Annotated in this window: 18 protein-coding genes; 11 read left to right on the forward strand and 7 right to left on the reverse strand. The window is 60.7% G+C overall.

All coding sequences use genetic code 11. The features are described from left to right. Positions 1-17: 17 nt before the first annotated feature. The 8 genes from BDOA9_RS18810 to BDOA9_RS18845 all read left to right on the forward strand — a co-directional run bounded on the left by BDOA9_RS18810 (position 18) and on the right by BDOA9_RS18845 (position 7,524). The gene (locus BDOA9_RS18810; RefSeq protein WP_025035513.1) at positions 18-1,082 is read left to right on the forward strand and encodes a Gfo/Idh/MocA family protein; all 1,065 of its coding nucleotides are present in this window, start codon (positions 18-20) and stop codon (positions 1,080-1,082) included. Between the two features lie 14 nt (positions 1,083-1,096). Next, positions 1,097-1,933 (forward strand): sugar phosphate isomerase/epimerase family protein, encoded by an 837-nt coding sequence (locus BDOA9_RS18815; protein ID WP_025035514.1) that lies wholly within the window; start codon positions 1,097-1,099, stop codon positions 1,931-1,933. Then, positions 1,930-3,072 (forward strand): epoxide hydrolase family protein, encoded by a 1,143-nt coding sequence (locus BDOA9_RS18820; protein ID WP_025035515.1) that lies wholly within the window; start codon positions 1,930-1,932, stop codon positions 3,070-3,072. The genes BDOA9_RS18815 and BDOA9_RS18820 overlap by 4 nt, the downstream gene beginning before the upstream one ends. 60 nt (positions 3,073-3,132) lie before the next feature. Further along, complete coding sequence (locus BDOA9_RS18825) at positions 3,133-4,056, forward strand: alpha/beta fold hydrolase (RefSeq protein WP_025035516.1); 924 nt, start codon at positions 3,133-3,135, stop codon at positions 4,054-4,056. A 46-nt stretch (positions 4,057-4,102) separates the two neighbouring features. Further along, positions 4,103-4,948, forward strand: coding sequence for a sugar phosphate isomerase/epimerase family protein (locus BDOA9_RS18830; RefSeq protein WP_025035517.1), 846 nt, complete (start codon positions 4,103-4,105; stop codon positions 4,946-4,948). Next, complete coding sequence (locus BDOA9_RS18835) at positions 4,935-5,807, forward strand: shikimate dehydrogenase family protein (protein WP_025035518.1); 873 nt, start codon at positions 4,935-4,937, stop codon at positions 5,805-5,807. Before BDOA9_RS18830 ends, BDOA9_RS18835 begins: the two co-directional genes overlap by 14 nt. A 233-nt stretch (positions 5,808-6,040) precedes the next feature. Beyond that, a complete protein-coding gene (locus BDOA9_RS18840) occupies positions 6,041-6,844 on the forward strand; it encodes an IclR family transcriptional regulator (protein ID WP_025035519.1) in 804 nt (267 codons plus the stop codon). Positions 6,845-6,906: 62 nt separating this feature from the next. Then, positions 6,907-7,524, forward strand: a complete 618-nt coding sequence (locus BDOA9_RS18845; RefSeq protein WP_025035520.1) for a nuclear transport factor 2 family protein — start codon at positions 6,907-6,909, stop codon at positions 7,522-7,524. A gap of 332 nt (positions 7,525-7,856) precedes the next feature. Here BDOA9_RS18845 and BDOA9_RS18850 read toward each other — a convergent pair whose 3' ends face one another. From BDOA9_RS18850 to BDOA9_RS18875, 6 genes are all read right to left on the reverse strand, one after another. Continuing rightward, the gene (locus BDOA9_RS18850; RefSeq protein ID WP_025035521.1) at positions 7,857-8,708 is read right to left on the reverse strand and encodes an alpha/beta fold hydrolase; all 852 of its coding nucleotides are present in this window, start codon (positions 8,706-8,708) and stop codon (positions 7,857-7,859) included. Between the two features lie 276 nt (positions 8,709-8,984). Beyond that, a complete protein-coding gene (locus BDOA9_RS18855) occupies positions 8,985-9,521 on the reverse strand; it encodes a TetR/AcrR family transcriptional regulator (protein WP_152033354.1) in 537 nt (178 codons plus the stop codon). A gap of 519 nt (positions 9,522-10,040) precedes the next feature. Then, positions 10,041-11,438 (reverse strand): dihydrolipoyl dehydrogenase, encoded by a 1,398-nt coding sequence (gene lpdA / locus BDOA9_RS18860; RefSeq protein ID WP_025035523.1) that lies wholly within the window; start codon positions 11,436-11,438, stop codon positions 10,041-10,043. Between the two features lie 4 nt (positions 11,439-11,442). Then, positions 11,443-12,717 (reverse strand): dihydrolipoamide acetyltransferase family protein, encoded by a 1,275-nt coding sequence (locus BDOA9_RS18865; RefSeq protein WP_025035524.1) that lies wholly within the window; start codon positions 12,715-12,717, stop codon positions 11,443-11,445. Between the two features lies 1 nt (position 12,718). After that, a complete protein-coding gene (locus BDOA9_RS18870; protein WP_025035525.1) occupies positions 12,719-13,732 on the reverse strand; it encodes an alpha-ketoacid dehydrogenase subunit beta in 1,014 nt (337 codons plus the stop codon). Between the two features lie 3 nt (positions 13,733-13,735). After that, complete coding sequence (locus BDOA9_RS18875) at positions 13,736-15,025, reverse strand: 3-methyl-2-oxobutanoate dehydrogenase (2-methylpropanoyl-transferring) subunit alpha (RefSeq protein WP_082847841.1); 1,290 nt, start codon at positions 15,023-15,025, stop codon at positions 13,736-13,738. Between BDOA9_RS18875 and BDOA9_RS38035 the strand changes: the two genes are divergently transcribed. Beyond that, positions 15,025-15,360 carry a hypothetical protein gene (locus tag BDOA9_RS38035; protein WP_152033355.1) on the forward strand — a complete coding sequence of 112 codons (336 nt, stop codon included), beginning with the start codon at positions 15,025-15,027 and terminating at the stop codon, positions 15,358-15,360. The two genes, BDOA9_RS18875 and BDOA9_RS38035, sit on opposite strands and share 1 nt — an antisense overlap. A gap of 32 nt (positions 15,361-15,392) precedes the next feature. Next, positions 15,393-15,905: an Lrp/AsnC family transcriptional regulator gene (locus tag BDOA9_RS18885; RefSeq protein ID WP_025035528.1), complete on the forward strand. Its 513-nt coding sequence runs from the start codon at positions 15,393-15,395 to the stop codon at positions 15,903-15,905. A gap of 70 nt (positions 15,906-15,975) precedes the next feature. Here BDOA9_RS18885 and BDOA9_RS18890 read toward each other — a convergent pair whose 3' ends face one another. After that, positions 15,976-17,316 (reverse strand): MFS transporter, encoded by a 1,341-nt coding sequence (locus BDOA9_RS18890; protein ID WP_025035529.1) that lies wholly within the window; start codon positions 17,314-17,316, stop codon positions 15,976-15,978. A gap of 614 nt (positions 17,317-17,930) precedes the next feature. Between BDOA9_RS18890 and BDOA9_RS18895 the strand changes: the two genes are divergently transcribed. Then, positions 17,931-18,833 (forward strand): NAD(P)-dependent oxidoreductase, encoded by a 903-nt coding sequence (locus BDOA9_RS18895; RefSeq protein ID WP_152033356.1) that lies wholly within the window; start codon positions 17,931-17,933, stop codon positions 18,831-18,833. The last annotated feature ends 69 nt before the right edge of the window (positions 18,834-18,902 follow it).

Raw genomic sequence — 18,902 nt, forward strand, 5'->3', positions numbered from 1 at the left:
AAGAAGGAAGAGCTAGAGTGGCTTCAGTACGTATCGGCATCATCGGCCTCGGCACGATTGGCAAAGCTCACTGGAAGGTCATCCGGGAGTCGGCTCAGACAACGCTGATCGCGGTCGCCGATCCGACGCCTTCGGCCTTGGATTTCGCTCGCGCCGAGAGCATCCCGGCCTATGCCGACTACCGCGAAATGTTGGAAAACGAGACACTCGACGGAGTAGTCGTCGCGGTGCCGAATGCGGAGCACGTACCGGTCGCGCTCGCCTGCATCGAGCGAGGCATCGCAGTACTGGTCGAAAAACCGGTGGCCGATCGGGTCGAGACCGCGCAAGCCATGTGCAAAGAGGCGGAGGGGCGGGATGTGCCGGTGTTGGTCGGCCATCATCGTCGCCACAACACGGCGGTTCAACGGGTGCGTCAGGCCATACGTGACGGGCTCATCGGGCGGCCGGTAACAGCCACGGTCATGTACAACCAACTGAAGCCGGCGAGCTATTTTGATCTCGATTGGCGGCGGCAGGTCGGCGGCGGACCGGTCCTGATCAATCTCATTCATGAGATCGATCTGATCCGCTTCATGTTCGGTGAGATCCACTCGCTCCAGGCCCTCAGCTCCAATGCAGTGCGAGGATTCGCAGTCGAAGATACTGCTGCGGTGCTGTTGCGTTCCCAAAGCGGAGCTATCGGGACGATCAGTGTTTCAGACACCGCTGTCTCGCCCTTCTCATGGGATCTTGCCTCGGGTGAATTCGACCTGATGCTAGGAACGTCCGATCGTATGAAGCGGCAGAAGGTCAGCACACATGTTTTCGCAGGAACAGAGGGCTCTGTGACGCTGCCGACGTTGGATTACTACAACTATCGCGATGTTGCCGAGCCAGGTTGGCGCAGCGATCTCAACGCGGAAGTCTTAACGGTCGAAAGCACGGACACTTACTTGCGCCAGATCGAGCATTTCGCTCGCGTCATTCGCCGCGAAGAGGCGCCACTCGTGTCAGGCCTGGACGGAACACGTACGCTCCAAGCGACTCTCGCTGTCACGGAAGCGGCAGCCACCGGTCAAACGATCATACTGAGCGAATAACCAATTGGGCCGCCTTGGCCGCGATCGATGAGGACAAGCTCTTGCCGTTGCTTTCTTTAGCCCACTTCACGGTCATTGACGCAGATCCGATTACGCTGATCGAAGCCGCGGAGGCCGGAGGATATGATGCAATCGGGTTGCGTATCGTAGCGCCGTTTCCAACCGATCACGTTGTTCCAGTCATCGGCGATCGGAGTATGATACGCAGCATCAAGAGCCGGCTCGCCGACACGGGTCTCGAACTTTTCGATGTCGAGGCGATCTGGCTTTCGGCCGAAAGCGATGTCGCGGCGCTTGAGCCCGCTCTCGACGTCGCCGTCGAGCTAGGGGCCAGACACGTGATCGTCGCGGGCAACGATCCCGATCGCGGTCGCCTCGCAGAAAACCTTTTCCGTCTCTGTGCCGCGGCCAATCTCAGGGGAGTACGGGTGATGTTGGAGTTCCTTCTGTATTCCCAGATTCGCTCTGTGGCAGAAGCTGTGGCAATGCTGGGCGAGGTCGGTCCCGCGAATGCCGGTGTGCTGGTCGATGCCTTGCATCTGAGCCGTTCGGACGGGAGCCCGGCGGACCTAGCGCAATATGATCCGGCGCTGTTCTCCTACATGCACTTGTGTGATGCGCCGGCTATCCCACCGGCGCCCGAAGGTGTGCGGTCGGAATCACGAGAAGGACGGCTTTATCCGGGCGAAGGTGGGCTTTGGCTCGCTGATTTCATTAGAGCATTTCCCCGCGACACACCGATCGCTATCGAAGCCCCAAGCGAACACCGGGGTGGATTGCCACCAGCGGCACGTGCAACCTTGGCCGCGGAAAGGACAAAGCGGTTGCTGAACGAGTTGAGCGCGAAATGACCGCTATCTTCACTCTTTCAGATATCAGCGAGCAAATCGCCGTTCTGCGGGCTCGACTCTTGGCAACGCGCTGGCCCTCTTACGATTCGCGTGATGATCGATCGTTGGGCACCAGCAGTGATGATGCCAAGCGCCTGGTGGACTATTGGGCCACTCAGTTTGACTTCGAATCTCTGCGGCAACGCGTTTCTGCGCTGCCACATGCGTACGTCACCATTGATGATGTGACGGTTCATCTTCTCCATGTCCGAAGCCCGCATGCACACGCGGTGCCCGTGATCATAACCCACGGCTGGCCCAGCAGCTTCCTGGAAATCGTTCCGCTGATCGAACGGATGACTCAGCCGGAACGGTTCGGCGGGCGTGCCGAAGATGCCTGCCATCTGGTTATCCCGTCGCTGCCAGGATTCGGGTTTTCCTCTCCAGCACGAACGCTTGAAGCCTATACTGGCGCTGCTATCGCCGACCTGTGGGCGCGCGCGATGACGTTTCTGGGATACGAGCGATTTTTTGCCAGCGGCGGTGATATCGGCGCGCGGGTGACGTCGTGGCTGGGCGTGCGACATCCGCAGCGAGCGAGGGGCATTCATGTCAGTTCGAATGCGCTCCGGTTGGAGTTGCCGGGCGAGGCGATACCGACAGAGGCTGAGCTGGCCTATCTTGCCCAGCGCAATCAATGGGCTGCTGCGGAGGGCGGCTATATGCACGTTCAACAGACCAAACCGCTCAGTCTCGCTTATGGCCTGAGCGATTCTCCCGCAGGACTGGCCGCTTGGCTGGCGGAGAAATGGTGTTCCTGGAGTGAAGGGCAAAATTGCGCGAACTCTGAGGTCATGGACATCATCCTCAGCCATGCGACGGTGTATTGGATCTCAAATACGATCGCTACATCGTTCCTGCCATATTTTGTCTATGATTGGCCGCCCGGCGCACGAGTGGATGGCACACAAGTCAAGGTGCCGGTCGGGTTCTACCTGTCGGCCGCGGAGATCGGCGGCATACCGCCTGAATCCTTTGCCCGCCGGCAGTTCGAGATCGCGCGCTGGAGCGTCTTACCGCGCGGGGGACACTTCATGGCTACCGAGGAGCCCAATTTACTAGCGGATGATTTGCTGACCTTCATCCGCGCCCTCCGATGATTTCTCGCGCGGAAGAAGCTGAATCGACATGGCATTCCGAGATTTACGAAAGATATCTACATGAGCCGAGCCTTGCACCTGTTCGAAGGATTTTCAGCGCTGGAGCATCCGACCTCTCGCGTGCGCTTTGCAGGCGTAATAGGCGGAGAGGGGCCGCCGGTTCTCTTGTTGCATGGCTATCCGCAATGTCACGCCACGTGGCACGACGTCGCGCCAGCGTTAGCGGAGCGCTACACCGTAATTGCACCCGATCTGCCGGGCTACGGGAAGAGCCGCGTTCTGGACGCCGGGCCTTGGCATAAGCGAGCAGTCGGCACGGAACTCGTCGCAATGATGCGCGCGCTCGGGCACGATCGCTTTGCGGTCGTAGGACATGATCGGGGAGCGCGCGTCGGTTATAGGCTCGCGCTCGACCATCCGGACAGTGTGAGCGCTTATTGTTCGCTCGCCGTGGTGCCGACACTTGATGTTTGGCCCGCCGTCGACCGGCAATTTGCCAAGGGAGCATTTCACTGGTTTCTTTTCGTCCAGCCAGGCGATTTGCCGGAGCGCATGCTGGCGGCGGATCCCGATGCCTTTCTTGATGCCACGCTGAACCAGATGGCTGGTGGGATCGAGAAGCTACACCCCGCCGCCGTGGCCGCTTATCGCGAAGCGTTTCGCGAGACCTCGGTGCGCCAAGCGATGATCGAAGATTATCGGGCCGCTTATGACGTTGATGCCGATCATGATGCGGCTGACCGGGCATCGGGACATAGGATGACTTGCCCCGTAATGGTGCTCTGGGCCGATGAACGGCTTGTTGCCAGCGGGATGGAAACTGGCGCGTTGACGGCGTCCGATGTCTGGCGCCGTTGGGCGGACGACGTCCGAGGATTCGACATAGCTTGCGGTCATCTTTTGCCGGAACAGGCTGCCGAAGCGGTAATCGAGAAGGTCGTCCCGTTCCTTGATGCCTCATTGCTAAGCTTAACAAAGGATTGAGCTGAGCAGGAACCAGAGAGGCTAAAGTCGTTGCACTGCGGTAATCTTGCTTCTCGTCAAATTCAAGGATCATCTTGTGGAAACTCTCTCCCTTGGCGCAAGTACATGGACCTATCTCCAGACATGTGGCTTGGAAACGGCTCTTCAGCGTCTGAAGAGCGCGGGCTACAGTCGCTTCGACGTGCTGACGATTCCACCGCATTTGTGGCCCTATGACATCGACAAAACTCAACGTCGCAAGCTTCGTAACCTGCTCGCCGGCGAAGGCTTGAGCTTCGATTCGCTGAATTTGCCGAGTACCGATCAAAATCTATGCAGCGTTACGCTGCAGATGCGCGAATACTCGGTGCAGCAATTTCTTGACATAATTGACCTCTGCGAAGAGGTCTGCGTTCCGATGATCGTCGTTGTTCCCGGAAGACGAGCCAACTTTGTCCCGCCGCCGCTGGAAGCGGCGCATGGTTGGTTGAAGGCCGGGCTTGAATTCCTTGTTCCCCACGCGGAGCGCGCAGGTGTGCGTTTGATCTTGGAAAATCACCACATGAGTCCGATGCCAACCGTGCGCCAGATGGTGACGTTTCTCGAGGAATTCGGCAGCGATCAGCTCGGGATTGCTTACGACGTAGCGAACGGTGAATTCGTTGGCGAAGACCAGAGCCAAGCCATCCGCACTGCCGGCCGCTGGCTACGCCAAGTGCATCTTTCCGATGCAAGCCGCAACAAATGGGACCATGCTCCAATTGGACGGTCGGCCGTCGATTTCGCCGCGGTCGCGCAGGCACTGCGGGAGATCGGCTTTTCAGGGACAAGCATCGTAGAACTAATCTCTGAAACACCGGACGCCGATATGGCCGACGCTCGGCAAGAGTTGTATCGCCATGGCTGGCGCTGAGCCTTTAGTCGATGCCGCGGCATCGGGAGCGATTCGCCTGGATGACGGCTTTCCCAACGGACAGTTGCGCATCTACGGACTCATTGGTGACCCGGTGTCGCAGGTGCGCGCACCGTCTCCAATGACTCAGCGCCTGCGTCAGGCCGGCCTCAACGCGGCCCTTGTGCCGCTGCATGTGCCGGCCGTCGTCTTGCCGGTAGCATTTGGCGGCCTGAAGCTGATCAGAAATCTCGATGGTTTGGTCATCACCGTGCCGCACAAGATTCCGATGGCCGAACTGGTTGATCGCTCCTCCGGGCGCGCGCGTCTGGTCGGTGCGATTAACGTGGCTCGTCGCGAAGCGGATGGATCCTGGAGCGGTGATATTCTCGACGGTGTCGGCTTTGTGCGCGGCTTGACGGATCGCGGGTTCGATCCGAAGGGGCAGAGCGCTTTCGTTGTTGGTGCGGGTGGCGCTGGTTCTGCTGTTGCCGTGGAACTGGTTTTGGCCGGCGCTTCGGTGCGCGTCTTCGATGTCTCTGCCACTCGCGCCCACGCGCTCGCGCAGCGCTTGCAGCAGGCCAACTATGCGATCGAGTCGGCTGAAACGGCCGACCCCAGCGGAGCAGCCCTGGTCGTGAACGCGACTCCCCTCGGGATGCGTCAGGATGATCCTCTTCCACTGGACCCAGCGCTATTGTCGCCGGAGATGATGGTGGCCGAAGTGGTCATGAAGCCGCCGGTCACTCCATTTCTGCAACAGGCCAAGGCGCGCGGCTGCCGGATCCAACTTGGTGAGGCAGTCATGCTTTATCAGCTCGACGCTCAAGTTTCGTTCTTTCGGGAAGGCTTGCTCAGGAAAGCATCCGCGGCTCATTGAGCTGGCACGAGATCGCCTTGCGTCATAAGCGCATGACTGTGGCGCAATATCATTGATAATTGCGGGACTGAGCGCAAATCCCCGCGCTTTTGGTTCGCAAGCGCCCCCAGTATTGCCGGCGCACGTTCCAAATGATGCACTCGTGACAACGGTACCCCGCGGCGCGGCGGCATCGCGTTGACATGTTCCCCAGAATGGCAGAATAGTTCATATACATGAACGGAGATGTCATTATGAGTGACACAAGCTTGGCGGCGGTAAAATCTGCCGATCGCGTGCTCGACCTTTTCGAGTTGTTGGCGCATGCGGGGCGCGAGATGTCGCATAGCGAAATCGCGGACACGTTGCAGATTCCCAAGAGTAGCCTTTCTCAGTTGCTGAAAAATCTGATTGCCCGCGGCTATGTTGAGGTCACGGTTGGCGGTCGCGGATACCGTCTCGGTGAAACATTGCTCCGCTTGGCGCAGGGCGTCGGGCGAATGCGGGACCTAGCAACTCTGTCCGAAGCATTCCTGGCGGAACTGACAAGTAAGACCGGCGAAAGTAGCGCGCTCAATCTTCTTAGAGGCGACGAAGCGGAGGTCGTGGCGACCGTTCTCGGACCGCATCGATTGGTCACTCATATGCGGTTAGGTGATCTGGCTCCGCTTTACGCGACCTCTGGCGGCAAAGCTATCCTGGCGCATATGCCAAGCGATTTTCAGAAGGAATATTTCGCTCGTGTTCAGTTCGAGCGGGCGACGCCGAAGACCATCCATTCGGTCAAGGTCCTGCGTCAGGAGATCGAAAAAATCCGTGCCAAAGGCTTCGCCTATTCCCTTGAGGAGTGGACCCCGGGCATCGTCGGCATAGGAGTTCCGGTGCTCGACCCGGCCGGAGAACCGTTGGGGGCCATCAACGTCGCAATTCCGGCATCGCGCTTTAACTCCGAAGTGCAACGCAAAGCGGAGCATGCGTTGATTCAAACCCGTGATGATTTGTTACGGCAATTACTGTTGGGTCGCCCAGGCGGGAGGAAAAACCACCCGCTGAGTTGACACAGGCCCTCGCATGTACATATATAAGAACTTGTTCTCATGCAAGAACAAGGATAATTGGTATGGATGCAGCGGCGACAACGGACGTACACGAGTCGGATCGCCGACGGATTCGGGATCTGCTCGAGAACTGGGTCGTCTGGCGCGACGCCGGTCATTGGGAGCAATTTCGTCAGGTGTGGCATCCTGACGGGCGTATGATGGCGACCTGGTTTCAGGGAAGCGCCGAGGAGTTCATTCGGGTCAGTCAGGATGGCTGGGCCCGGGGCGTGAGCATCCTTCATTTTCTCGGCGGAATCTCGATCGAGGTCGCCGGAGACCGCGCAATTTCGCAAACCAAAATGACGATCTCCCAGCGCGGCGATGTCGAAGGTGTAGCTTGCGATGTCGTTTGCACCGGCCGCTTCTATGATTTTTTGGAGAAGCGGAATGGTCGTTGGGGAATAGTGCTGCGGCAGCCGATCTATGAGAAGGATAGAATGGACCCGGTCTCTCCGGCAGCGAAGCTGGAACTCGACGCTGCCTTGTTGGCTCGCTTCCCCGAAGGCTACCGCCACCTAGCCTATATGCAGACGCGGATCGGTTACACCGTCAAACCCGATATGCCTGGTCTCAAGGGACCGGCGGTAGACCAGCTCTATAGTCGCGGCGCCGCATGGCTGAGCGGGACGAAACTCTAGCCGTGCCGCGCATGCTTCCCTTCACTTACGTCCAAGTCCTGGCCGCGTGCCGTTCTGCTCTGGTAGAACGCGAGAACTAGCAGCGGAGTTGGAGCGGCTGGGCTGCCGCAGGGCTTTTGTAGTCTGCACCCCGGATCAAAAGGAGAGTTGGCGCTGCGCGTTGCGGCGGGATGCGGAGCTCGTGCGGTATGCGCGGAAGCGACGATGCACACCTGTGGCCTCGCGTTCCAACAAGCAGCTCGGAACCAGCCGAACCGGCATTGCCAGGAAAGACGCTTCGCACTCTCGCCGATCGCGACGGCCGCAATGCGGGAGTGCCGATCCCTACGGCTTCATTTCGCGAAGAACTCGAGGAGTGCTTTGGCCGTCTCGGCCGGCCGCTCCTCCGCCAACCAATGGCCGCACTCCCGGATGCTTCCGCCCGAGACATTGGTGGCGAATTCCTCCAGCATGGCGACGATCTTCGGTCCCCACCGGCGATCGCCTCCCAATCCGAGGACCGGCATCGTCAAGGGATCCCGCTTCCAGCCGAGAGCGTTTGCGTGGTCCTCCGGAAAAGCGCGATACCACTCGAGGCCGCCGCGGGTGTTCCCGGGCTTAGCCATGGCGCGCGCATAAACTTCCACTTCCTCGACCGGTAGCGCACCATGGTTGAACGTGCGATCGGCGAAGAATACCGAGACGTAGTCGAACTCGCGACCGTAGATGAGGCGCTCCGGCAGATCACGCTTCATATGGAACGCGAAATGCCAGACCATCGGATCGGCGAAATTCGCCTCCCATTGGCTCCACCCCGGCATCGGCGCATCGAGGATCGCAAGGCGCGTCACGGCTTGGCGGTGCTTGAAGGCTAGGGCTAGGGCTACCATCGCTCCGATGTCATGCCCGCAGACGTCGTAGCGCTCGAAACCGAGTGCTCCCATTGCGCCGTGCACGTCTTCGGCCAGGCTTGCCTTGTCATAGCCGCCCTGAGGACAATCGGAATGCCCAGCTCCGCGCAGATCGAGGGCAACCACGGTATGCCGTTCGGCAAGCACCGGCATGATCTTGCGCCATTCCCACCAGGTCTGTGGCCAGCCATGGAGGAGAACGAGTGGCGATCCATGGCCACCTACGACAGCATGGATATTTACATTTCCTGCGCGCAGGACCTGGTGACGGAAGTCGTTCAGCTCATAACTCATCCTGGATCCTTTCGTTGAACTTAACGTCGGGGCGCTTAACGTGAGATCGATGTCGTCTTCGCCAAAAAGTCGATGATGACGCGAGCCAACTCACTCGGACACTCCTCCGCGGGATAATGTCCGCAGCGTCCGATGATCGTTCCTCGAACTTCTTTCGCGACCCGACGCATCGTATGTTCGGAAGCCGGTCCGTATCCCCGAAAGTGGGGGAGGCTATTTTATGACCATATGGTCCATAAATTGGCCTGCGTAACGACGCGGTCGTCATGGAACGATCTACTTCCCAAAGCGGTCGAGGAGAATCCGGACTGCAGCTTCCGATGCACTGCGGTCCGAGTTCGTCTTGCTCACGACACGCATGCCTTCGAGCACACACATGAGCAAACGAGCGACGGTCGCGGGCTCAATCCCATCCGCCAGTCGTCCTTCGGACTTTGCACGTCCCAACGCCGCCGTCAGCCGCGTCTCCATTGTCCTAAAGAACCGGCGAATACGCTGCTCCACCTCGGCGTCGTGGCTTCCCAGTTCCATCGCGGTCGCCACGACGAGGCATCCGCGCTTGGCGCCAGCGCCGCTGGTCCGCTCAACATATCTCGCAAGGCACGCTCGGACGCCCTCCAGAGCATCTTTGCGCGGGTCAAGCTCGGCATCGAGGCGCGTCAGGGAATCGGCGATATATCGGTCGAGCGCACGCAAGAAAAGCCCGTGCTTATCGCCAAAGGCGGCATAGAGGCTTCCGCGCGATAGATTTGTAGCCGCAAGTAAATCGGGAAGAGATGTCGCGTGATAACCGGTCGACCAGAAAACGCCCATAGCGGATTCTATAGCTTCATCCGGGTCGAATTCTCTCGGGCGGCCACGCATTCGTTGCGAAGTCTGTCGTATCATGCTGCATATTTAGACTAATCGGTCGCGAATAGCAAGCTCGTTCTCTCCATTCTGACGCCGGCGTGAGCCGGGGCACGCATTCAGGCTAATGCGCGGGCCGGCTACCGATCGTGGATCGATACGTCAGCGTGGAAGTCCTGTTCGAACCACGACATTCCCACCGGTCAGGCAACCATGTGCATATGATCTCGTGAGACCCTGTTTGCCGGAGCTCACTCAAATTGGCTCATGATTGGAGCGAGAGTTCAAGTTTTTCCATCGGTTAGAGGGGCGCGTGTGCATGACGTGTGCACCGGGAGATCAAGAAAAATCCTGCAACGTCCAATGTGGTTCGCAAGATCAACGGTACTTCTGATCGTGGTGTTGGTTGGCGTGGCGCCCCGTCCGTAGCCGGTCGGTGGCATGATGCTGTCGATCGCAGTTGATACCAGCGCGCCTATACGTTCAGATATGAATCGCATGTCCCAGCGATTTCAGCGCCGCCTCGTGAAAGCCCTCGCTTTGGGTTGGGTGCGCGTGGATCGTCATCGCGATGTCTTCGAGCCGCGCGCCCATCTCCAGCGCAAGACTGAAGGTTGCAGAAAGCTCCGCGATGCCGGCTCCGACACCCTGGATTCCAAGCAGGAGATGGTTGTCCGCTCGCGCCACGGTCCGGATGAAGCCGTCCTCCCGTTCCAAGGTCAGTGCGCGACCATTCGCCTTGAACGGAAAGAGGTCCGTCTTGACGTCGAAGCCTTGGCCGCTCGCCTCGCTCGGTGCCAGGCCGACGGTGACGATCTCGGGATCGGTGAAGCAGATCGCAGGGATCGAAACCCGGTCCCAGGCACGGCGGCGGCCGGCGACAATCTCTGCGACCATCTCGCCTTGTGCGATGGCGCGATGCGCGAGCATCGGTTCTCCCGTGACGTCGCCGATCGCGAAGACGCCGCGCATCGAGGTACGGCATCGATCGTCGATCCTGAGGAAGGGGCCGATCATGTCGAGATCGAGCGTCTCTAGACCAAAGCCAGACGTTGCTGGCCTTCGACCGACCGTAACGAGGATCTTGTCGGCTTCGAGTGATGTCTGCTCGCCGCTGGCGGTTTCGACTGCGAGTGCCTTGCCGTCCGCGGCGAGCGCCTTCGCCTTCGCGCCTGTCAACACCGTGACGCCGAGTGCGCTCAGGCGCCGTCCGACCGGCGCGCTCAGCTCGCCGTCATATTGCGGCAGAATTCGTGGCGCGGCCTCGACGACCGTGACGGCCGCGCCCAATTTCTTGAAGGCCGTGCCTAGCTCGAGGCCGATGTAGCCGCCGCCAACCACCACAAGCCTGTTCGGGATCTCGGTGAGCGCCAATGCCTCGGTTGACGAGATCACCCGGTCCCCGAATGGCAAGGACGGGATTCGGATCGGCTCAGAGCCTGTCGCGATGACCACCGTTTCGGCACGGATCATCTGTAGGCCGGATCGCGTTTCGACTTCGATGGACTTGCCATCGACAAAGCGAGCGTTCCCGGGGATGAGCCTGACGCCCGCTTTCTTCAGAAGGCCGGCCACGCCCCCGTTCAGGCGCCGAACGATGCCGTCTTTCCAGGCCATGGTTTTGGCAAAATCGAGCGATGGCCTTGCACAGGAAATTCCGAGTGCGCTCTTGCCCTCCGCGGCACCTGTAATGGTTTCATACTCGCCGGCCGCGTGGATCAAGGCCTTCGAAGGAATGCAGCCGACATTGAGACAGGTGCCGCCCGGTTTTTCCGCTTCGACAATGATCGTATCGATGCCGAGCTGGCCGGCACGAATTGCGCAGGTGTAGCCGCCGGGGCCGGCGCCGATGATAAGGAGCTTGCAGGTGCTTTCGGTCATCGTTCTACGAATCAATGAAGATCATCGCCGGCGTTTCCAGCAGCAGTTTGATGCGTTGGACGAATTGCGCGGCATCAAAGCCGTCGATCACGCGATGATCGAAGCTAGAGGACAGATTCATCATCTGGCGCGGCACGAAGGCGGCGCCGTCCCAGTGCGGGCGGATGGCGATCCGGTTGACGCCGACGATCGCGACCTCCGGGTGATTGATGATGGGGGTCGTGGCTAACCCGCCCAAGGCGCCGAGCGATGTGATGGTGATGGTCGATCCCGTGAGTTCGTCGCGGGTGGCGTTGCCATTGCGAGCCGCTTCGGCGAGCCGGGCGACCTCGCTGGCGCAATCCCAGATATCGCGCGCTTCCGTGTGCCGGACGACGGGGACCACGAGTCCTGTCGGCGTCTGCGTGGCGATCCCGACATGGACGCCAGCATGCTGGTGCACGATCCCGGCCTCGTCGTCGAAATGGGCATTGAGATGCGGCTGCTCGGCAATTGCGCGCACCATGGCGCGCATCAGGAACGGCAACAAAGTGAGCTTGGGCTTGTTTGGCCGCTTCTGGCCGTTGACCTTGGCGCGCAACTCCTCGAGCGAGGTGACGTCGACCTCTTCGACGTAAGTGATGTGCGGAATGCGCGAGCTCGCAATTGACATCTTCTCGGCGATCTTGCGGCGCAGACCGACGACCTTGATGTCGGTCACGGCAGTTTGCGCCGGATTCGGCGTTGCCCTGGTTCCGGTGCGGCCATGCGTCAAGTGGGCGTCAAGATCGTCGTGGGTGATCCGGCCAGCGGGGCCCGTACCGCGGATCTGATGCAAGTCGATGCCTGCTTCGCGCGCACGAAGACGAACCGCAGGAGCGGCCAGGGGCCGGTTGGCCGCATGGTGGAGCGGCGCCGCGCCGGGCTGCGATTTCATCCCATTGGGTGGTGCGTTCGCCGTCGCGCGCGGGGCGCTTGCGGCATGACGGGGCGATTGAGCCCCCACGCTTGATGCAGGCGATGCGAGCTCGGCCGTCTTCGGTGCCTGCTCGCTCTCGCCATCTACCTCCAGCCGAACGAAATCCGAGCCGATGGCGAGCAAGTCGCCCACGTTGCCGGCGAGCCAGGTGACGCGTCCGTCTGCCGGCGAGGGGATTTCGACCGTCGCCTTGTCGGTCATCACGGCGCCGAGCACGGCGTCCTCACGTACGATATCACCGACCTTCACATGCCATTCCACGAGCTCGGCTTCGGCGATGCCTTCGCCGACGTCGGGCAACCTGACGACGCGCTCGGCCATCTCAAGCCTCCAGCGTTTCGATCAGCGCGCGACCAACTCGCGCGGGGCCTGGAAAGTAGTCCCATTCCTGCGCGTGCGGGTAGGGCGTGTCCCAGCCGGCGACGCGAACGATCGGTGCCTCCAGATGATAGAAGCATCGTGTCTGGACCAGCGCGCAGAGTTCGGCACCGAATCCAGAAGTCAAAGTCGCCTCATGCACGATCACGCAGCGTCCTGTCTTCTTGACTGAAGTTTCGATGGTGTCGAGATCGAGCGGCAACAGCGAGCGGAGATCGATGATCTCGGCATCGATGCCGATCTCGGCCGCGGCGGTCTCGGCGACATGAACCATCGTGCCGTAGGCGAGGATGGTGAGGGCATTGCCCTGCCTGCGGATCGCGGCGCTGCCAAGGGGAACTGCAAAATGTCCGTCGTCGACCTCGCCGAGATCATGCTTCGACCAGGGCGTCACCGGCCGGTCATGATGACCATCGAACGGGCCATTGTAGAGTCGCTTCGGCTCGAGAAAGATCACGGGATCGGGATCCTCGATAGCCGAAATTAAAAGGCCCTTGGCGTCCCGCGGGTTCGATGGCACGACCGTTTTGATACCGCAGACATGGGTGAACAATGCCTCCGGGCTCTGGCTGTGAGTCTGACCCCCGAAAATGCCGCCACCCGTCGGCATGCGCACCACGAGCGGACAGGTGAACTGGCTGTTTGAGCGGTAGCGAAGCCGCGCTGCCTCGGAGACGATCTGATCGTAGGCAGGATACATGTAATCGGCGAATTGGATCTCGACACAGGGTTTTAGGCCATAGGCTGCCATACCGACGGCAATGCCGACGATGCCGAGCTCGCTGATGGGGGTATCGAAGCAGCGGCTCGTTCCATATTTCGCCTGCAGGCCTTGTGTCGCGCGAAACACGCCGCCGAAATAGCCGATGTCCTCGCCGAACACGACGACATCCTCGTCGCGCGACATCATCACATCCATCGCGTCGCGAATCGCTTCGATCATGGTTTTGCGCGGCATCGCTCAGACTCCGGCTTCCTGGCGTTGCCGCCGCAGGTGCGGCGGCATCTCCGAGAACACGCCTTCGAACATGTCGCGCGCCGAGGCATGCTGAGGTGAATGCAGCGTGCCGTAGCTCTCGGCCTCCTTCTGCGCCGCGATCACGGTGTCCATGATCTCGGCCTCGGCCTGTTTGTGCCGCTCCTCCGACCATGCGCCGCGTACGATCAAATGGTTCTTCAGCCTGATCACAGGATCTCCCAGCGGCCAAGCCTCGGATTCCGTCTTCGGCCGATAGCCTGCGGGATCGTCGGAGGTGGAATGTGCGCCGACGCGATAAGTCACATGCTCGATCAGGGTCGGACCGAGGTTGAGGCGTGCACGCTCGCAGGCCCATTTCGCCACCGCATGGACAGCGAGGTAGTCATTGCCGTCGACACGCAGTGCCGGAATGCCGAAGCCGAGCCCGCGCGCTGCGAACGTGCCGGAGCCGCCACGCGCGATGCCCTGGAACGTTGAGATCGCCCACTGATTGTTGACGATGTTGAGCACGACCGGTGCGCGGTAGGTCGAGGCGAACACGAGGGCGGCATGGAAGTCGGATTCGGCAGTTGCCCCATCGCCGATCCAGGCAACCGCGATTTTGGTATCGTTCTTGATCGCGGATGCCATCGCCCAGCCGACCGCCTGGATATACTGGGTGGCGAGATTGCCGGAGATCGAGAAGAAGCCATGCTCCCGGGAGGAATACATCACCGGGAGTTGGCGTCCCTTCAGCGGATCGTGCGTGTTGGAGTAGATCTGACAGGCCATCTCCACCAGCGAATAACCGCCGGCGATCAATAGCCCCGCCTGCCGGTACGTCGGAAAATTCATGTCGCCCGGAAGGAGCGCCTTGCGGAAGGCGCAGCTCACGGCTTCTTCGCCCATATGCTGCATATAGAACGACGTCTTGCCCTGACGCTGCGCCAGCTGCATGCGCGCGTCGAATGCGCGGAGCGTCATCATGTGGCGTAAGCCCTCAAGCAACTCACTGTCCGAGAGCGCCCCCGCCCACGGACCGACCGCCTCGCCATCGCGGTTGAGCACGCGGATGACGGAAAACGCGAGGTCACGTATCGCCTCGGCGTCCACGTCGACGGGGGGACGATCGACCTGACCTGCGCGTGGAATGCGGATGTTCGAGAAATCGGGGGTGCCGCCGGGGCGTACCGCTGGTTCCGGTACGTGCAGCTTCAACGGCGTAGACTCCGGAGATCGAGCGGCTTCGCGTCGCGGGATCACGGCGTCATGTGTGAGGCTGGGGTCGGGCATTGGCATTCACCTCTCACTTCGATCGCATCGATGCAGAACAACGCGCCAACACGGCGAGCGAGCCGGTCGACGATGTCGCGGTCATCGATGTCTATGGAAGCCGAGATGCGGCATTCGCTCGCGCCTGCGCGCGCGCTGACCGCAGCCAGCCGAAGCCCCGCGACGCGAGTCTGGTCGAGCAGGCGGCCGAGTGCGGCGTGCATATCGCTGGTCTGAAGTTCGAGAAAAAACACCGCATATGTCTCGCTTTGTCAGCATACCGTACTGGTAAAGGTCAGGATTGTTGTTCCTTTAATCTGGGTGTAGCTTGGAATGGCAGCATAGATATTCTATAAGTGTGGCGTGAGACCAGAATGGAGTTCTCGGTATGGCGCCAGTCGGACGTGCCACAGGACTGGCCAAGGCTCCGCGCAAGGATGCGCTTCGGCTTGACGAGATCGATCGCAAGATCTTGCGCGCCCTGCAGCAGGATGCGCGCCTGACCACGGTGCAACTCGCCGATCGCGTTGGCCTCTCCACCACACCATGCTGGAACAGGCTGAAGCGCTTGGAGACCCAGGGCTATATCGATGGCTACGTCGCGCTGCTCAATCAGGACAAGCTCGGCCTGCCTGAAACAGTCATCATCGAACTGACGCTCGATCGGCACGACGAGGAGATGCTCGAGCGTTTCGGCCAACTGCTCACGAACTTGCCGGAGGTGATCGAAGCCTATCTCACCACCGGCGATTACGATTACGTTGTGAAAGTCGCGGTCGAAAGCACCGCGGGCTATGAACGCTTCTTGCGTGAGAAGCTCTATCGCATCCCGGGCATCCGCCACAGCCGGTCATCTTTTGCGCTGCGCTGCCTGAAGAAGTTGACTTCAGTGCAGGTATAGCGGGCGCGCGGCTCCTATGGCGACCGGGTCGCGGTCCGTCCCTTTAGCAGGAATCCGCCGAACGGAAGGCTTACCGCCCCTTTTCGGCGAACTCGTGCTTGCTGTCGTGGCCACCGACGAAGACGAGGATGCCTGCGATCAGGGGCAGCACGGCGAGCACCAGCAGTCCCGTCGAAGTCTGGCCGGTGGCTTCCTTGATCCATCCAATCAGATACGGCCCGCCGAAGCCGGCGAGGTTGCCGATCGAGTTGATCAAGGCGATCGCGCCTGCGGCCGCAGTGCCGGAGAGCCAGGCGGTCGGCAGCGTCCAGAACACGCCGAAGCAGCAGAACACGCCCATCGCGGCGATCGTCAGCGCCGCCATCGTGAGAGTCGGATCAGTCAGATGGGAGGACACGGCGAGGGCGACCGCGGTGAGCAGCAGCGGCGCGCCGACATGCATGACGCGCTCGCGGCTCGCATCCGAATGCCGCGCCCACAGGATCATGGCGATGGTGCCGAACAGATACGGGATCGCGGTGACGAAGCCGGTCTGGGCGTTGGTGAGGCCGAACGCCTTGACGATCTGCGGCAGCCAGAACTGCATGCCATAGAGCGCGCCGACGAAGCCGAAATAGATCAGGCTGAGCGCGATCACCTTCGGTGAAGACAGCGCCTCCCCGAGCGAGAAATGCTTCACCGCCTGCTTGGCCGCTACTTCCGAATCGAGCTTCGCCTTCAGCCAGGCCTTCTGCTCGGCCGAGAGCCAGTCCGCCTTCTCCGGCTTGTCGGTGAGGTAGAACCAGGTGACGATGCCGAGCAGCACCGACGGGATGCCCTCGATGATGAACAGCCACTGCCAGCCTTTCAGCCCCATCATGCCATCGAGCCCGAGCAACAGGCCCGAGATCGGCGCGCCGATCACGGTCGAGACCGGCACGGCGACGGCGAAGGCCGCAAGAAAGCGGGCGCGATATTCGGCCGGATACCAATAGGTGAGATAGAGGATGATGCCGGGGAAGAAGCCGGCTTCGGCGACGCCGAGCAGGAAGCGCAGCACATAGAAGCTGGTGACGCCACTGACGAGCGCCATTAGGGCGGAGATGATGCCCCAGGTCACCATGATGCGGGCGATCCAGCGGCTGGCGCCGAATTTCTCCAGCGCCAGGTTGCTCGGCACCTCGAAGATGAAATAGCCGATGAAGAAGATGCCGGCGCCCCAGGAGAAGATCAGCGGGGTGAACTTCAGGTCCGCATTCATGGTGAGGGCGGCGAAGCCGAGATTGACGCGGTCGAGATAGGAGAAGAAGTAGGCCAGCATCAGGAACGGAATCAGGCGCCAGGAGATGGCGCGGATGGTGGAGGTTTCGATGTCGCTCTTGCTGGCGCTCTCGGCACCGCCGGCGGAACCGGCATAGGTGGTCTGGCTCATGGCTTCCCCCGTCTGTCCGCCAAGTCGACTTGGCTTCGTTATGATTGATACTTGTGGATCTAATTCTCGGCAGAGTGGTGAAGCAATGCTGGCGTAGCGCAGTAATTCTGAACGGGGTGTCAGTTTTTCTCACGGGTCGACGTCGGGGTGACACTGCGGCTCTCGTTGGACCGTCGGCGTGCCTCGGCATGACGGAAGTACCCGTGGGGGAGGCCGGCAGATCAAAAAAACCGAACGGGAGGTCAGAAAAAGCGCCTTGCACGGAGCCGGACGACGCCGCTCATCTTGGCCATCAAAAAAGCGGAAGCCTGTCGCAGGCGAGGAAACGATGGTTGCAAGCGGCCTATCCAGCGCAAGAGTACGGCTTCGCGTCGGCCTTCAATTCCGGTCGCGCCGCCACGGGTCGGTGCCGCAACGTTGCGCCGACCAAATGAGACGGGCGGAGCATCTGCGGATGCGGGCTCGGCTAGCGTCGTGATCCGCCCTTACCTGCCAGAATTGCTGACGCCGTCGGATCGGATCGTGGTCGCCAAGCGCGGCAAGATCGTCGACGCGATCAGGCGACAGAGCAACAGATCATCTGCGCCGCCATTCACGAGAGGCTTGCATGAACGATGAATGAGATGACTATGCTGAGAGTCGGAATTGTCGGTGTAGGTCTGATGGGCCATGGAATCGCAAAGAATGTCCGCGCGCGGGGCAGCTTTCCTCTGGTCTTTCTCGAACATCCCGGCAATCAGCCCGTTGACGATCTCCTCAGCCTCGGGGCCACGGCCTGCAGGACGCCCGGTGAGGTCGCGAGCGCGTCGGATATTATCATCCTCTGCGTAACGGGTTCGCCTCAGGTCGAAGCAATCCTGACAGGCGAAGCGGGCGTTCTGTCTGGTCTCCGTAAGGGCACCATCATTGTCGACTGCTCGACGGCGCTGCCGGACTCGACGTTGCGGATGGCCGCCGCGGTCGAGGCGGCGGGTGGACGCTTTCTCGATGCGCCCATGACACGCACCGCAAAGCACGCGGAAGAAGGAAAGCTCAACCTTCTGGTTGGTGGCAATGAAGCTGACCTTCGGAGCGTCCGCGCGGTACTCGACTCTTTTGCCGAAGGTATCGAGCATGTGGGCCCGGTGAGCTTTGGCCATCGGTTCAAGCTGCTCCACAACTATGTGTCGATCGGCTTCATGGCACTGCTCGGTGAGGCTGCGGCGGAGGCCGCCGATGCGGGTGTCGATCCGGCCATCTTCGTCGACGTTCTCGCCAAGGGAGGCGGGGCCGGCGCTGCGCTCCAACGTATGGCACCGGCGCTTGTGACGGGTGACGTCAGTACCGTTCCGTTCTCTATCGGCAATGCGCTAAAGGATATCTCCTATTACCAGGCGATGGCCAGCAATTCCGGCGTATCCAAAACGATCGCCGACGGCGTCGGCGCCGCCATCGCGGCTGTAGTCGAGAACGGTCACGGCCAATCCTATATATCGGACCTGACGCGGCTTCTTCGGAAGGCAAAGCCGGCTGGCTAGGCGGAAAATAATCATCAAGACAGGGAAGACCAACCAGTGACAAGAGCCGAAATTCTATTTCCCTTGGAC

Origin of the sequence: Bradyrhizobium sp. DOA9 (genome assembly GCF_000617845.2) — a bacterium.
In the GTDB taxonomy this organism is placed as follows: Bacteria; Pseudomonadota; Alphaproteobacteria; order Rhizobiales; family Xanthobacteraceae; genus Bradyrhizobium.

Bases quoted from the DNA above. Each gene is read 5' to 3' on its own strand.
- BDOA9_RS18820 (WP_025035515.1), top strand. From the start codon at position 1,930: ATGACCGCTATCTTCACTCTTTCAGATATCAGCGAGCAAATCGCCGTT.
- BDOA9_RS18825 (WP_025035516.1), top strand. From the start codon at position 3,133: ATGAGCCGAGCCTTGCACCTGTTCGAAGGATTTTCAGCGCTGGAGCAT.
- BDOA9_RS18835 (WP_025035518.1), top strand. From the start codon at position 4,935: ATGGCTGGCGCTGAGCCTTTAGTCGATGCCGCGGCATCGGGAGCGATT.
- BDOA9_RS18840 (WP_025035519.1), top strand. From the start codon at position 6,041: ATGAGTGACACAAGCTTGGCGGCGGTAAAATCTGCCGATCGCGTGCTC.
- BDOA9_RS18845 (WP_025035520.1), top strand. From the start codon at position 6,907: ATGGATGCAGCGGCGACAACGGACGTACACGAGTCGGATCGCCGACGG.
- BDOA9_RS18850 (WP_025035521.1), bottom strand. From the start codon at position 8,708: ATGAGTTATGAGCTGAACGACTTCCGTCACCAGGTCCTGCGCGCAGGA.
- BDOA9_RS18855 (WP_152033354.1), bottom strand. From the start codon at position 9,521: ATGGGCGTTTTCTGGTCGACCGGTTATCACGCGACATCTCTTCCCGAT.
- lpdA (WP_025035523.1), bottom strand. From the start codon at position 11,438: ATGACCGAAAGCACCTGCAAGCTCCTTATCATCGGCGCCGGCCCCGGC.
- BDOA9_RS18865 (WP_025035524.1), bottom strand. From the start codon at position 12,717: ATGGCCGAGCGCGTCGTCAGGTTGCCCGACGTCGGCGAAGGCATCGCC.
- BDOA9_RS18870 (WP_025035525.1), bottom strand. From the start codon at position 13,732: ATGCCGCGCAAAACCATGATCGAAGCGATTCGCGACGCGATGGATGTG.
- BDOA9_RS18875 (WP_082847841.1), bottom strand. From the start codon at position 15,025: ATGCCCGACCCCAGCCTCACACATGACGCCGTGATCCCGCGACGCGAA.
- BDOA9_RS18885 (WP_025035528.1), top strand. From the start codon at position 15,393: ATGGCGCCAGTCGGACGTGCCACAGGACTGGCCAAGGCTCCGCGCAAG.
- BDOA9_RS18890 (WP_025035529.1), bottom strand. From the start codon at position 17,316: ATGAGCCAGACCACCTATGCCGGTTCCGCCGGCGGTGCCGAGAGCGCC.
- BDOA9_RS18895 (WP_152033356.1), top strand. From the start codon at position 17,931: ATGAATGAGATGACTATGCTGAGAGTCGGAATTGTCGGTGTAGGTCTG.